The organism is Vagococcus lutrae, assembly GCF_023299185.1.
Classification (GTDB): domain Bacteria; phylum Bacillota; class Bacilli; order Lactobacillales; family Vagococcaceae; genus Vagococcus_A; species Vagococcus_A lutrae.
Window position 1 is genome coordinate 1,000,833 of sequence record NZ_CP097017.1, and the last position, 14,493, is coordinate 1,015,325.

The window sequence follows — 14,493 nt, forward strand, 5'->3', positions numbered from 1 at the left end:
TACCAAACTATTGGCAAATCGTTCTAACGGGCAATTCTCCCTTCATTTCTTCCACTAATTCTACAAATAGTTGTTGCGCCACATCCTTTCCAATTCGTTGTACTTTTCCAAAATAGAAATTTTATTCTTTAAAAATTTATTTTCAAGTTGCAATTTATCAACCTCACTTAAACCTTCGGGTCCTTTACCATATGTATATTGTTTCCCGACAGGTTGGAGAAATCGATATTCTTCACTATTTAGATACCATCGCCACCATGTTTGGACTTGTGTTCTATTTTTAATACTTAGTTTCTCCATTATTTCTTTTGTTGATTTGCCTTCTAATTTCATCTTTATTGCTGCTTGTTTCACTTCTAATGGATAAGATACTCTTGTTCCCATGCTAAAAAGCACCTCCTGTTAAATTCATTTTACTTGAATTCAACAAGAGGTGCTTTTTTATTGTGTCCCACGTAAGTGGGTCAGTTCCGTCAGCTCCTTCTGAGATAAGTCGTCTTTTTTATTAAAGATATGCCAATCCAATGAGATTCGCATCATTGTAAAAATCACATGTTTGCACGTTGGGTGTCAAGGGAGAACGTTGTCCATAAGACATTATTTTTGTTAAATGACGATTGATATGAGCAATCAAATCGGGTTTTTGCGAAATACCTCCCCCAATGAGCATCACTTCTGGGTCGAGTATGTATTGCAAATTATAACACCCTAACGCTAGATAATGATACCATTCTTCGACGGCCTCTTGTGCTATATTGTCACCCTGTTCGGCTAAAGCAAAAACTTCTTTTCCAGACAGTGCATGCATGTCGAGTCCTTTGGCTATCGAAACTTTGCGTGCCATATGAACTGCAGAGCCTAACTCTGCCCATTCTCGTCGGCCATCAATCAACATCATGCCAAATTCGCCGCCATAAAGATGATGCCCTTGACGAATTTTACCGTCTATCACCATTGTACCGCCAATCCCCGTTCCTACTACTACAAACACAACATTCTTTTTACCTTTGGCAGCACCTTGATGACACTCTGCCAAAGCTGCACAGTTCGCATCATTTTCCATTTTTACAGGAGCGCCGATTAACTTCACTAATCGCTCACGAATAGGAACCCCATGCAAAAATGCTAACGAACTAGCACCCTCTAGATAGCCGGTTTCCTGATTTACAACTCCAGGTAAGCTAAGATGAAGAGCTTTTAAGTCATATTTCTCTCGATACCTCTGCCATTTTTCAAAAAGAGCTTGTTCTAACAACTCCCAGCTTGTCACCATCGGCTCCGTCTGTTTATCAACTAAAGAAGCATCGTGCCAAATCGCTGTTTTTAATGCACTTCCTCCTATATCAACTACTAATAGCGTCATACCAACCACTCCTTATCTATTCAAATTCAACGGCAATCACAAGATGTCCGTCGATCCGATCGATATCAAGAAGGAGCTTGCCCGCTTCTTCTTTTGCAAATATCGTTTCGCCAGTCAAAGCATTTGTGACTCGTTTGACTGAGCGAGAGCCGATTTGATAAGTTAGATGAATATCGTGAAGTGGAATAACTTCATCAATGGTATAAATCGTTTCTGTATTCTTCTGTGTAATATAGTGTAAGCAATGTATTAGAGCCAACTGGGAGTCCTCACTTTGATTCACGGTCGTTAATAACGTACTTGGGCCATCGTGTGTTAATAACTTGTCTGGCAGTAACTCGGCTAATTGTTCTGCCAACAACACTTTTATCCAACGAGGTGCATTGTGACGATAGCTTTCAAAAATAGGGTGTGAAAAATAGACCTGGTTTTGGTAGCGTGTCAGTGCAGGACTTCCTAATTCATTCTGAGCAGGTGCATGTTGATGCGAACAAAATGTTTCACCCTCACGGTTAAAGTAACTTTTTACCGTCGCCATTAATGTTTCTGCTTTCGTCGTTTTTACCGATGCTCCTTGTAAATACATGACATGAGGTTCTTGAGGGAGTTCACGACCATAACGGTCATTTGGTAAAATAAAATCACGTTGATAAGGACTTAATCCTTCAAACTCAATCCCAAAAAACTCTGCACCTGCTTGGTTTTCGACCAATGATTTAAAACTTCCTATTACTGCGCCACCACGACTTGTAAAGGTAGCTAATTTCTCTACTAATGACGGTGTCACCTCCACAATATCTGGTAAGATTAGCACACGATAACGGTCAAATAACATCTCACTGTCGATAATATCAAATTGATAGTTTAATTCTTGTAACAAACGGTTGACACCAATTATTGAAGGCGAAATACGTAAGCTGTGACTACCAGGTCGCCACGTTTCTTCTGGCGTTAATACCCCTATCTCTACTTGCGCTTGATTTGCCTGACGACACCATTTTTCAATTCCTGCTACTTCTTCATAAACTTTACCAATCAACTCATAGCTAGCTGGTGACAAAGCACCATCAGGATGAAGTTGATCGCCAATCGAACAGCCTGCTCCCAAAGCCAACATATTAAAGCACTCAAATTGTAGGGCTGGCAAGTTTTTATATGAGTGAAAATCTCCCCAATAAGTATGGAATTTTCCTGTCATACCAATCACTGGTTTCCCTAAATTTCGAGCATAACGCATGGTAATCGGAAAATGGTCGTATCCCCAACCACCACTTGGTAAACTTTCCAGTTCTAAATGTGAATATGCCTCTAAATGATGTTTATCTGCAAACCCAACATGCGAACCATTATAAAAAATACTCGCTTTAGGTGCTTTTTGACGGATTAATTCGCTAATTTCTGCTTTAAAGATACGTAGCATTTCATCAGAATACGCCAAACGGTCTGACTTATTCGTCACGTCATAGCCATGCTTTTTCATCTCTTTTTGACAATGCTCACATTGGCAATCTGTGCGGAATAATATATCCATAAACACACCGTCCAACTTATCTGGCGTGACAGACTCAATCATATCCACAAGATGCTCTTTAAAGTACGTTCGATAATCACTATTTAAACATAACGTATAATAAAAATGCGGCTCTGGCACTCCCTGACTATTAATCGGCTCCCCTTTTTCGTCACGACACAACCATTCTGGATGATGTTTTGCCACATAGCCATCCCATTGAACAGTTGTATAGACAGGCACTTTAATGCCTTCCGCATGACAAGCCTCGATTTGATCTAGTAATAGTCGTTGATTTTTCAAATGGGGATGAATCATTTCAGGTTGTGCTTTCGACGGGTAATAAAGCCAACCGTGATGACATCTACCAAAACACGTTATCGAATCAATATGCGCTTCTTTTACTTGTTTCGCAAATAAACGGGCATCAAAACGTTCCGCAATATTTGGAATATGTTCACTTGTATGAAAATCTAAATGTACTTGACGATAATTTAACATAGGACACTCTCCTTTTTAGTCTTCGATAGGGGCTTTAATACGTTTTTCATAAGCATCTAACCACTCTTGAGTAATCGGTGCAATAGACGTTGTATGATTTTCTCCGGGATGAGCGATATAGATAGCTGCTTCCTCCTTATGATTCACGACTGAGAATGTAAACTCGACATTAGTAGCCACGCCCCACTCTCCTTGATTATTCATCGCGACAAGACTCATCGCACCTGCTTTGCCATAACGTTTTTTTAACATATCAGCAAAGTCGTAAACAGCTCGATCACATGCGGCTTGCGGAGTAAGTCCTTCTTTCATTAACCGTACAATCTCATAGGAAAGGCACCCTTTCATCAAGTCTTCTCCTAATCCTGTTGCGCTAGCTCCTCCAACTTCACTATCTACATAAAAACCAGAGCCTGATAAAGGGGAGTCTCCGACTCGTCCAGCTTTCTTCATAAAAAGACCAGAACTCGACGTCCCCACAGCCATACTTCCTTGACTATTTAAGGTAACTGCCCCTACGGTATCATGTCCGTCATAAGGGTTTAGTTGGTTTTCTTGTACTTCTTTCAATCGTTTTTTCCATATTTTATGAGCGCGTGGTGTTAACATGTTTTGCTTTTCAAATCCTGCTAGCGAGGCGTACTTCGTTGCCCCTTCCCCCACGCGAAAACTATTAAAATGGTCATGACTTAATTGGCGTGCCACTGATATGGGATTTTTTACATCTTGGATTCCTGCGACACCACCAATTGCAAACGTATCTCCATTCATATACGCAGCGTCCATTTCAAGAATACCTTCTTCGTTTGGTAACCCGCCATATCCTACTGATTTGTAAAAAGGATAGTCTTCAACCGTTTTGATTAAAACTTCAACACCATCTCCGGCTTTTCCACCCTTTTTTAAAATATCCCCAGCTTTTTTAACACCATCATGTGCCATTCGCCAAGTTGCAATTGCGCCCCATTTCATTTATATTTCCTCCTCAATCATTTGCTAATGCAAGAATCGCATGCATATAAATTTCAATATTTTTTAACCAATCTGTTAAATCCATATATTCATCCGGATTGTGAGCAATCCCTTTCTGCCCTGGAAAAGAAGGACCAAACGCCACAATGTTAGGAACAAAACGAGCATAGGTAGCGCCTGTCGTCGTCACAGGTTGTCCATCTTCCTGCATGACCTCTTCGTATACTGTTACTAATTTTTGAACACCCCAATGTTCCTTAGAAAAGACTGTACTTGGTAGACTTCTTAAAACATTTAACGTACTTAGCTTCGGTAGCACTTTTGTCAACTGCTCTAGAACTGCTTCTTCTGTGACTGTCACAGGATAACGTATGCTAATTTCTAAACACATCCCGTCATCTTGCTTAGTCCAACGATACGGACTTATTTGCAACGTTCCACTATCTGAATCAGACCAATTTAACCCCAGTCCTTCTCCCTGATGTTGCTGATGTAAATGTGTCACTATCCATGCAAGATAGTCTTTCAAATCATCCTCATGAGTCAATACTTCTTCTAATTGTTTCGCTAATAGCGTAATACTATTTTCTCCTAATTCTGGTGCATTGGAAGGACTTCGCTTCCCACTAGCTGTAAACGTTCTTCCTTGAAACACAGTGGTTAAACTATCGGGAATAAAAGAAGGATCTTGACTACCGACAATCGCACCTAAATGCGTAAAAGAGTCTGCCGTTATTTTCGTCGTTATCCCCACTCTTAAAATTCCTCGTTCACCATAAACTACTGGATATTTACAGTCAGGCGTAAAACCAAAAATAGGCGCTTTTTCTTTTGCTAGATATAGCGGCATATCTTGCGAACCACTTTCCTCGTCTGTCCCAAAAACGATTCGGACAGTTCTTTTTAAAGGGACTTCATGGTCTTGTAATAATTTCAATGCAAATAAACACGCCATGATAGGGCCTTTATTATCCAAAACCCCTCGTCCATATAATTTTTCATCGCGTAATGTTAGTTCATACGGTGGACTACTCCAGCCCTCTCCTTCTGGCACGACATCTAGATGCCCCACAACTCCGATATAATCTTCTTCTTCCCCTAGCTGAGCGTAGCCGACTGCATTCTCAACCATCTTCGTTGAAAAACCATATTCGTCGGCAATCGTCAATGCTTCTCGTAATACATTTAAATTAGCTTCGCCAAAAGGAGCTTCTGTCGTGGCAACTGATTTCTTACTTGGTATTCGAATGATTCGTGCTAAATCTTTTAAAAATAGCGCTTGATTCTCTGCAATCCATTGTTTAAATTCTGGATGATACACCATGATTTCTCCTCATTTCTTATTAACGTTGTAAAGTTTGTTTTATGCGATACTCATCGCCTCGATAGTAAGAGCAATCATATAATAATAGGGCTCCATCTACCGAATAGGTTTCGGACATCATTTTAAACCCAGCTTGATGCAAAGGGACATTTAGTAACTCATGATAAGGCGCCTCTATATTGACCGCCGCAATTTCTTGATGAGAGTAACCTATAACATGAGACTGCTCTAAGAGTTGAAAAAGCGAATGTGTCGCCTGTTCTTCAGAAAAGGTCGGCGGCAAGTAGTCAACAGGTATCCATAGCTCTTCGACCGTCATCGCCGTCTGATTGTATTGACGTAAGCGTTGAATCACAAATAACTCACGTGCTTCGCCAAAATCCAACGCTAATTGGTCGGCACTTATTCTTTTAAAAGACAAAAGTTTTGTGTGAACATCCTTTCCTAAATGTTCGCCAACCTCTGTAAAACTCGTTAAACCATAATGTCCACTGTATAATTTGGGCGCACGCATGACATAAGTTCCTTTTCCTCGATGTTTCACCAGTCGCTGCTCACTTATCAATTGATCGACTGCCTTACGTATGGTCAAACGACTAACACCAAATTCATCTGCCAATTCATAATCAGACGGCAATTTCATTTGTTCTGAATAAACCCCCGTCTGAATCCGTCGTCTAAGTTCATCTGCCACTTCTGTAAAAAGGGTAACGCGTTTCGTCATTATTCTCACCTACCATTCATAAAATACTTTATTGGTTATCACTTTAGGTGAAACACTCATAAAAGCATCGGGATCTGAAAGTTGAATGTCATCATACAATGCTGTTAGTTCATTCTTCGCAATAACGACAAAGATAATTTTCTTTTCTTCTCGCTTAAACGCTCCTTCAACATCGTTGACAATCGTCATCCCACGCTTTAAATGTGTTTGCATTTGTGTAATCAGAGCCTCTGCTTTTTCGGTCACAATCATCACTTGTACTTTTTGTTGTCGAGTATTAACAAAATCCACGACACGACCACTAATGAAAACAGAAATCGCACTGTAGAAAGCAAGTGGCCAACCGTAAACGTAGCCAGCTACAAACTGAATACACACATTAAAAATAATAAAAATCGTCCCTAATGATTTGTTGGTCTTTTGCCGAACTAAAATTCCTATAATATCAAGTCCGCCCGTTGAAAAGCCACTATTTAACGTAATACCCACCGACACCCCATGTAATACTCCACCAAAGACCGCACAAATGATCGGATCTGTCGTCAATGTCACTACTGGTAAGCGAGCCATCATAAAGGATGTAAGAAAAACCGCTACAACGGTCATCGCTGTAAATTCTCGGTCGATATGGAACCAAGCAATAAATAACAAAGGAAGATTGAATAGTAGTACGAGTAAAGGTATCGACATCTCATAATCGTAAAATGTGCCTGCTAATGTACTCATTAATTGAGACAGACCTGTTATCCCATTTGCGTAAATTTTTCCCGGAAACCAAAAGAAATTAAATGCTAACGATGATAAAAAAGCGTAGGCTACTGCCACTAAGCATTTTGAATAATACTGTCGATTCACGTGTAACACCCTCCCTTTATCACTTAACAACGCTAGTATATACTACTAAAAAGAATATGCAACCGCTTTTACGTATGTATTTTTTTCGTGATGTGTTTTTCTCTAAAAACACAAAAAAGACCTTACAGCCATAAGCTGTAAGGTCTTTTTCGCTCTTATTATAAAAATTCTACTGCTACAGTATTTGTCAAAATATCTGTATAACTATAAGAGACCCGGTCACATGAATTCAGATCTTCATCTAAGTCTACCACAAAGACGGCAGGATAAGTTTCTGTTAAAACACCACGATGCTCTGTTTGGCGTTTTCGACCTGTTTGTGCAGTTAACATAATTTCACTACCAATACGTGCTTCCATCTTCTTCTTAATCGTCGCTAATGTTTGTGGCATTCCCTTCACCTCGTAGCCATTATACCACAAACATAATAAAAACTCAAATTTTAACACACTTACTATCTTAACGCAAGATTTTTTTATTATTTCTTTGATTTTTTTATGTAAAGAACGACTAAGCAAATCACAATTCCCGTCAAGGCGCCCATACTATCGAGCATAACATCTTCAAATAGCGGCGTTCGTCCACCCGTCAATTGTTGATGAAATTCATCTAGACCAGCATATCCTGTAGCAGATAGCCAACTTATCACTGTAGTTATCCATATCCCTTTAACTCGCGGAGTTAAACCTAGAAATAAAAAGCTGCCCAATAAGAAGTAAATAAAAAAATGTGCCCCTTTTCGGATAAAAAACTCAACAAACTTAAAATAACCACTATGTGCCACACTGACTTCTTCTCCAGCATACATAAATTGAATGGAGCTTAACGCCTCATGAAATGGCTGCTTTTTAAGTAGCACTTCTAACAAACCTATTTGAGATTGCTGTTCATATGTCTGGGATGAACTCCAAAAAAGTAACCCCATCACTAGAAACGCTAAAAATAAATACAGGGTTCCATCCTTACGATATTTTGCCATTGCCATCCCTCCTTTTGTTTTATTATCCTACATAATGAAAATAAAATGAAGAAGTTTGAGATTATTTCTTATCATTTTTTAAGATATAGCTTATAATAGAAGTTAACTTGAAAGGAGCGGATTTAATGTCATATTCAATTACATGGGATTTAGAAAGTATTTTTCCAGGAGGTACGCAATCAAAAGCTCTCCAAGAAAAAATTACAGAGATGAAGACGCTTGTTAAAACATATGAATCACACGTTCAAGCGTGGGAACCTCAACAAGATGCCCCTCATTTTAAAACACTTGAGGAACTATTAAAAAAATCGGCTACTTTATCACAAGCTTTCGGACAAACAATTAGTTTTGTCAATGCTATTCAATCAGCCGATGTAAATAACAAAGATGCTAACACATTGCTAGGGACTCTTTATAGTTTGCACACACTTTTCAGCAACGCTCATGTGACATTCACTAAAAAATTAACCGAGCTATCTGATGACGCGTGGCACGACTTATCACATACGTCTTTTGCACAAGAACATGGGGTCTTATTTAACTTAAATGAAATTCGTCGTGACGGAAAAGAGCTTTTAAGCGAGCGAGAAGAAAATATCATTAACCATTTAGCTTTAGACGGTTTTAATGCATGGAGCTCTCATTACGATACGATTGTTGCGTCTATTCAAATCGAATACGATGGAGAAACACTTTCAGCTGGCCAAGCCTTCAATAAAATGATGGGAGATGCCAACCCACAAGTACGTGCTGATTTATTTGAAATTTGGGAAAAAACATGGGAAGAAAAAGCGCCTTTGTTTGCCGATACACTTAACCATTTACAAGGATTCCGTTTAACAAATTACGAGTTACACGGTAAATCTGATTATTTAGAAACACCACTCACTTACAATCGTATGAAAAAAGAAACGTTAGAGATGATGTGGCAAACGATCACTGATAATAAGAAAGCTTTCACTGACTTTTTAACACGTAAAGCACAATTATTCGGAAAAGAGAAAATGGAGTGGCAAGATGTCGATGCTCCTATCATTCTAGGAGACTTAAAAGAAAAACGTTTCACTTTTGATGAAGCCGCTGAATTTATCATTGCTAATTTTAATAAATTCAGTCCTAAGATGGCAACATTTGCTCAACATGCCTTTGAAAATGCTTGGATTGAAGCAGAAGACCGTGCAGGAAAACGCCCAGGTGGTTATTGTACAGGAATCCCAGAAAGTAAAGAGTCACGTATCTTTATGACTTATGGCGAATCAATAAATGAAGTAGCTACATTGGCGCACGAACTAGGCCACGCTTACCATAGTCACGTGATGTGGGATTTACCTGTCATGAGCCAAGGATATGCGATGAACGTTGCTGAAACTGCTAGTACTTTTGCAGAACTCATTGTAGCAGATGCGACTTTAAAAGAAGCAAGTTCTAAAGAAGAAAAGATCAGCTTGCTCGATACAAAACTACAAAATGCTACTGCGATGTTCTTAAATATTCATGCGCGCTTTATCTTTGAAAATAAATTCTATCAAACTCGTCAAGACCACGTTCTATCGGTCGATGAAATAACAGAATTAATGCTAGAAGCACAGGAAGAAGCTTATCAAGGAACATTGGCTTCTTATCATCCACACTTCTGGGCAAGTAAATTACATTTCTTTATTGACGACGTACCGTTTTATAACTTCCCTTATACATTTGGCTACTTATTCAGTATGGGAATCTATGCATACGCTCAACAATCTGGGGATAATTTTGAAGACAAATATATTGCCCTCCTACGCGACACTGCTTCAATGACAACTGAAGAACTCGCACAAAAACATCTCAATGTCGATTTAACGCAACCAGAATTCTGGCAAGCTGGCATTGATATGGTCAAAAAAGATATTGAAGAATTCATGACATTAACTGAAGACCTTGTCTAAAAACAAAACACCGTTACCTCGTAAAGAGGCAACGGTGTTTTATTCTCTTTTAAAGCGATACCCTTGATAAAATACAATGCCACATAGCACAATAAAAACTGGCATATAGACCGGATTAGACATAATGCCCCCTAGGATAATAATCCCACTGCCTATACACGCTAACATAGGCGCTATTATCCCCTTAAAATGACTCTTAATCTCTTTCTTCATGTATAGCTTCATAACATACACATACAAAATAGGATAGCATATATAAGCAAAAACAATCGCTATTTCACTGACATCTCCTGTATCTAATAATCCTAGCTTTTGTGTCAGATAGTGAATAGTCATCCATACTAAGGAGGTGTATAAAGATATTTTGAACGAACGAGGAGACAATTGACGACGATCATTCATTATTTTTACCGCTTCACTATTAGGAAGCATTTCTTTAGTTGCCAGTGCATACGGCATTCGTATGTGACCAAGCGTAACCCCATTTACAACTCCAAGAACTGATATAATAACAAAAACTAAAATCAGCTTGCCTCCATACGCACCAAAAATGATATTACCTACATCATAAATAGCCTGATCGCCCACTGCTAAAATATGCTCTATCCCTAATAATTTTGTCAAACCTAGAAAATACGTCACATAGACGATTAAAACTATTAATGGGCCAATTGTTAACGCAATGGGCATATTACGTTTTGGATTCTTAACTTCATTACTGATACTTGTTGCAATCGGCCAACCGTCAAACGAAAATGCCACAGGCGCTAGACCTGCTAAAAAAGAAAACCCAACAGACTGTAAAACTGACGTCTCAGATGTGGCTACAGTCGTGACAGGCGCAAGCTGAAACATTCCAATAATCGCTATCGAAAGCAACGGTAAAAGTTTCACATAAGTAGTTAAAACTTGAAACCAACCACCTATTTGTTTGAAGCCGTAATTCATTGCATACATTAATAATAAATAGCCTGTTCCAATTAATATTTGATATTCAAGCGTCATCTCAAGTCCGAGTAACATTACAGTGTAAATCCCTGCTGCCCATGCTACGACAACATTGATTGTTGGATAATAAACAAATGTTTGAAACCAACCAAAGCCATTGGCAAAGGCTTTTGAAATAAAAACTTCATAAAAACCGACTAATCCACCCAAACTTGATGTTCTTACGGAAAGTTCGGTTAGGGTCATACTTCCAAATATAATACTAAAAGCACCTATACTTAATAATAAAACACCTAAACCAACATTTCCTCCTGTATATGCTAAAATATCATCTGCCTTAAAAAAGATACCTGAACCTATGCAGATACCGACAATCATTGTAATAGCCGTCATCAAATTATAACCACTATGAAGTTTTTTAGTTTCTTTCATAATTCACTCCTCAATTAGTCTTTCAATAAAAAAAGAACCTCTAACTGAGAGGTTCTTTCAAGTTTTAAAAATTACAAAACACGTACTGCAAAGCTTGGTGCAAAGTATGGCGAAATTGATGCTGATGTTACAGTTTGTCCATAAGTAGGGGCATGAATATAACCACTACCACCTGTTGAAATAGCTACGTGATATGTAGCTCCACGAGCTCCCCAGAATAATAAGTCACCTGGTTGTGCTTGTGAAACAGGAATTTGTACTCCTGCTGCTTCTTGAGGTACTGTCCATCCACCGATATCTCTACCAGTTACTTGACGGTAAACATAGTTCGTTAAACCTGAACAGTCAAATGAGTTAGGTCCCATACGACGTCCCGCTTCTTGCGTATAAGGCTTACCAAAATGCTTTTGCGCTTCTGCAACAATCGCTGCTCCTGATGCATTACTTGGAGCTGGCGTTGGGGATGGTGCCGGTTGGCTTGGAGCCGGTGCTGCTGGTTGACTCGGTGCCGGTTGGCTTGGCGCTGGAGCAGCTGGTTGACTTGGAGCTGGTTGACTTGGAGCCGGTTGGCTTGGTGCTGGAGCAGCCGGTTGACTTGGAGCCGGTGCTGCTGGCTGTTCAGTCGATGTTTGCGGCGCTTGCGTTTGATTTTCAGTCGCTGCTGTCTCTTGAGTTTGAGAAGGCGCTGTTGTATTTTCAGTCGTCGCTACAGTAGCTGCTTGTTCAGCTTGTACTTTCGCTTCAGCAACTAAACGTGCTTCTTCTTTACGTTTAGCTTCTAATTCTTCTTTTTCTTTAATAAATTCTGCTTTTTTACCTTCTTCAGTTGCACGTTCTGCTGATACGGTAGCAACTAAAATTTGTTGTGCTAACTCTTGATCATATAATTGCCCTTGTTGTGCTTCTAAAGCAATAGCATTTTCAGTAATTTGTTCTAATTTTTGTTCTGTTTCATTTTTCTTTTGTTCAACAGATTTTTTATCATTTTCTTGTTGTTTTAATAAGTCATTACTTGCTGAGACTAATTTTGTTGCAGCAGCTACACGTGTCACTGCTTCTGAAACAGTTTCTGCTGAAAAAACAGCCTCTACTAAGTTGTTACCCATTCCTTCAGTTTGTGTTGAACGTGCTTGTTCTTTAATTGCTGCATCACGCTTGGCAATTTTTTCATTTAGCACTTCAATTTCTGAAGCTAATGTGTTTACTTCTTTATCCAATGATTGCTGTTCGCTTTGTAATTTAGCTGATTTTTCTTGGATTTTTGCAATATTCGCTTTAACTGCTTCTAATTCTGCAGCAGCACTTGCTTCTTTACTAGATAATTCTTTAATTTTATTATTAGATTTTTCAATTTTTTGATCTAAGTCTGTTGCTAATGCAACTGTAGGAGCCATTACACTTCCTAATGCTATTGAACTTACTAATACTACTGATAAGATTCGCTTCTTCACGTTGTAATTCCTCCGATTTGTATTAAGGATAAACCTTAATCTTTTCTTAAGCATGATTGCATTGTAGCACATCCATGTCACAATCATATAATAGGAATGTTACAAAAATATTTCATTACAAATAATCTCTATTTTTTATCATTTTTTGAATCGGATACGCGAGCAGGATGAAAAACACCATATTCAGTAGCATTGTTGGGCCTAATTGCCGGACGATAAATGCTTGTGTATTACTTTGAATTAAATTAAAAATTAATTGGATAATATAAATACTGCTATCCATAATCGTAATAAAAATAACTAGACTTATAAAAATCATCGAAATACTTGGTTTAATATAAGTAAAGACAAAATAGATAAGCATAACAGTTAAAGGAAATGATACTGTGTTAATCCCTAAAATTCCGTAATAATACATATCAAATATCAAACCTAAAACAATGGCAATACTCATCATATAGCGACGACTATAATAAAAACATCCTAAAATTAATCCTATCAGAAATAAGTGGCTATTTAAAAACACTTCATTTTTCGTTGCAATTCGCAAGACATTACTAATCTGCGCATCTGCAAGCATCATCACTCCTAGTAAGACGGGGTATATTCCTTTCCATAGTGTTTCTCTCATTATTCTAGCTCACTTCCTACTAAACGTTTCACGACGGTTACAACTGAAATATCATAAAGAGAAGAAGCAGGTGTCACATACACTTCTTGTTCCAAACCATATTTAGTAGGATTGACTTTTTTTACTTCTCCAATTAATAACCCTTTCGGTGATGTGCTTCCTAATCCTGATGTTAACACTTGATCTCCGGGTTGAATGTCTTTAGTAGTCGTCAATTGTGTAATCACAAGTGACTCTTCCTCATCAAGATAGTTTTCCATTAATCCGTAAGCTGTTTCACCCTTTTCACTCACGACCATGATTGGAAAATGATTGCTATTTTGATTACGTGACGTTAGTAATTCCACTTTTGAACTCGATTTATTAGCTACAATGACACGACCGATTAAACCTTTACGTCCCATCACAGGCATATTGGCTTCAATACCATCATTCGTGCCGCGATCGATAATCAAGATGTTTTGCCAATCGTCTGGCGAACGACTAATCACGTTCGCATTGATTTGTTCATAACTCGAAATCGTAGCGGTCAACTCAAGTTGGTCTTTCAACGCTTGATTTTCTTTTTCTAATAACAAGTTTTGATTTTCTAACGACGCATAACTATCTAAACGTTTTTTTAACTGACTATTTTCTTGATATGTGCCAAATAAATTCGTCACAGATGAAACCGTTGCTTCAAAGGCTCTTAACGGAAACGAAATAGCTTTATCTACTTTTGCGACTAAATCATTTCCTGTTGATTGAATCGGACCACTCTCATTTTTTTTATCACGTTGCATCACACTGACACTTACTAGAAAAACAATGATAATCGCGATGATAATGCCAATAATCATTTGTTTGCTTGAATTCTTTTTTTTCATTTATACACCTCA

The 14,493-nt window shown here is 38.4% G+C and carries 14 protein-coding genes; 1 reads left to right on the forward strand and 13 read right to left on the reverse strand.

Annotated features, from left to right (window positions below; translation table 11 throughout):
- Positions 1–60: 60 nt before the first annotated feature.
- From M2919_RS04795 to M2919_RS04835, 9 genes are all read right to left on the reverse strand, one after another.
- On the reverse strand, positions 61–384 hold the full coding sequence (locus M2919_RS04795) for a helix-turn-helix domain-containing protein (protein WP_222317186.1): 324 nt from the start codon (positions 382–384) through the stop codon (positions 61–63).
- A gap of 121 nt (positions 385–505) precedes the next feature.
- Positions 506–1,363, reverse strand: coding sequence for an ROK family protein (locus M2919_RS04800; RefSeq protein WP_222317185.1), 858 nt, complete (start codon positions 1,361–1,363; stop codon positions 506–508).
- A gap of 16 nt (positions 1,364–1,379) precedes the next feature.
- The gene (locus M2919_RS04805; protein ID WP_248849432.1) at positions 1,380–3,374 is read right to left on the reverse strand and encodes an alpha-amylase family protein; all 1,995 of its coding nucleotides are present in this window, start codon (positions 3,372–3,374) and stop codon (positions 1,380–1,382) included.
- 15 nt (positions 3,375–3,389) lie between these two features.
- Positions 3,390–4,346, reverse strand: coding sequence for a glycosylasparaginase (locus M2919_RS04810; protein ID WP_248849433.1), 957 nt, complete (start codon positions 4,344–4,346; stop codon positions 3,390–3,392).
- Between the two features lie 13 nt (positions 4,347–4,359).
- On the reverse strand, positions 4,360–5,670 hold the full coding sequence (locus M2919_RS04815) for a Sapep family Mn(2+)-dependent dipeptidase (protein ID WP_248849434.1): 1,311 nt from the start codon (positions 5,668–5,670) through the stop codon (positions 4,360–4,362).
- A gap of 19 nt (positions 5,671–5,689) precedes the next feature.
- Entirely contained in the window at positions 5,690–6,394 is a 705-nt protein-coding gene (locus M2919_RS04820) for a GntR family transcriptional regulator (protein ID WP_222317181.1), read from the reverse strand.
- 9 nt (positions 6,395–6,403) lie between these two features.
- On the reverse strand, positions 6,404–7,249 hold the full coding sequence (locus tag M2919_RS04825; protein ID WP_248849435.1) for a YitT family protein: 846 nt from the start codon (positions 7,247–7,249) through the stop codon (positions 6,404–6,406).
- 158 nt (positions 7,250–7,407) lie between these two features.
- Entirely contained in the window at positions 7,408–7,641 is a 234-nt protein-coding gene (locus tag M2919_RS04830) for a Veg family protein (protein ID WP_023606586.1), read from the reverse strand.
- Between the two features lie 86 nt (positions 7,642–7,727).
- Positions 7,728–8,228: a VanZ family protein gene (locus M2919_RS04835; RefSeq protein WP_248849436.1), complete on the reverse strand. Its 501-nt coding sequence runs from the start codon at positions 8,226–8,228 to the stop codon at positions 7,728–7,730.
- A gap of 125 nt (positions 8,229–8,353) precedes the next feature.
- Between M2919_RS04835 and M2919_RS04840 the strand changes: the two genes are divergently transcribed.
- Positions 8,354–10,153, forward strand: a complete 1,800-nt coding sequence (locus M2919_RS04840) for a M3 family oligoendopeptidase (protein WP_248849437.1) — start codon at positions 8,354–8,356, stop codon at positions 10,151–10,153.
- A 39-nt stretch (positions 10,154–10,192) separates the two neighbouring features.
- Here the strand turns inward: M2919_RS04840 and M2919_RS04845 are convergent, their stop codons facing one another.
- The 4 genes from M2919_RS04845 to mreC all read right to left on the reverse strand — a co-directional run bounded on the left by M2919_RS04845 (position 10,193) and on the right by mreC (position 14,481).
- Positions 10,193–11,533: an APC family permease gene (locus tag M2919_RS04845; RefSeq protein WP_248849438.1), complete on the reverse strand. Its 1,341-nt coding sequence runs from the start codon at positions 11,531–11,533 to the stop codon at positions 10,193–10,195.
- 71 nt (positions 11,534–11,604) lie between these two features.
- Positions 11,605–12,984 (reverse strand): C40 family peptidase, encoded by a 1,380-nt coding sequence (locus tag M2919_RS04850; RefSeq protein WP_248849439.1) that lies wholly within the window; start codon positions 12,982–12,984, stop codon positions 11,605–11,607.
- Positions 12,985–13,099: 115 nt separating this feature from the next.
- Positions 13,100–13,615: a rod shape-determining protein MreD gene (gene mreD / locus M2919_RS04855; RefSeq protein ID WP_248849440.1), complete on the reverse strand. Its 516-nt coding sequence runs from the start codon at positions 13,613–13,615 to the stop codon at positions 13,100–13,102.
- Positions 13,615–14,481, reverse strand: a complete 867-nt coding sequence (gene mreC, locus M2919_RS04860) for a rod shape-determining protein MreC (protein WP_202584940.1) — start codon at positions 14,479–14,481, stop codon at positions 13,615–13,617. The genes mreD and mreC overlap by 1 nt, the downstream gene beginning before the upstream one ends.
- Positions 14,482–14,493 lie beyond the last annotated feature (12 nt).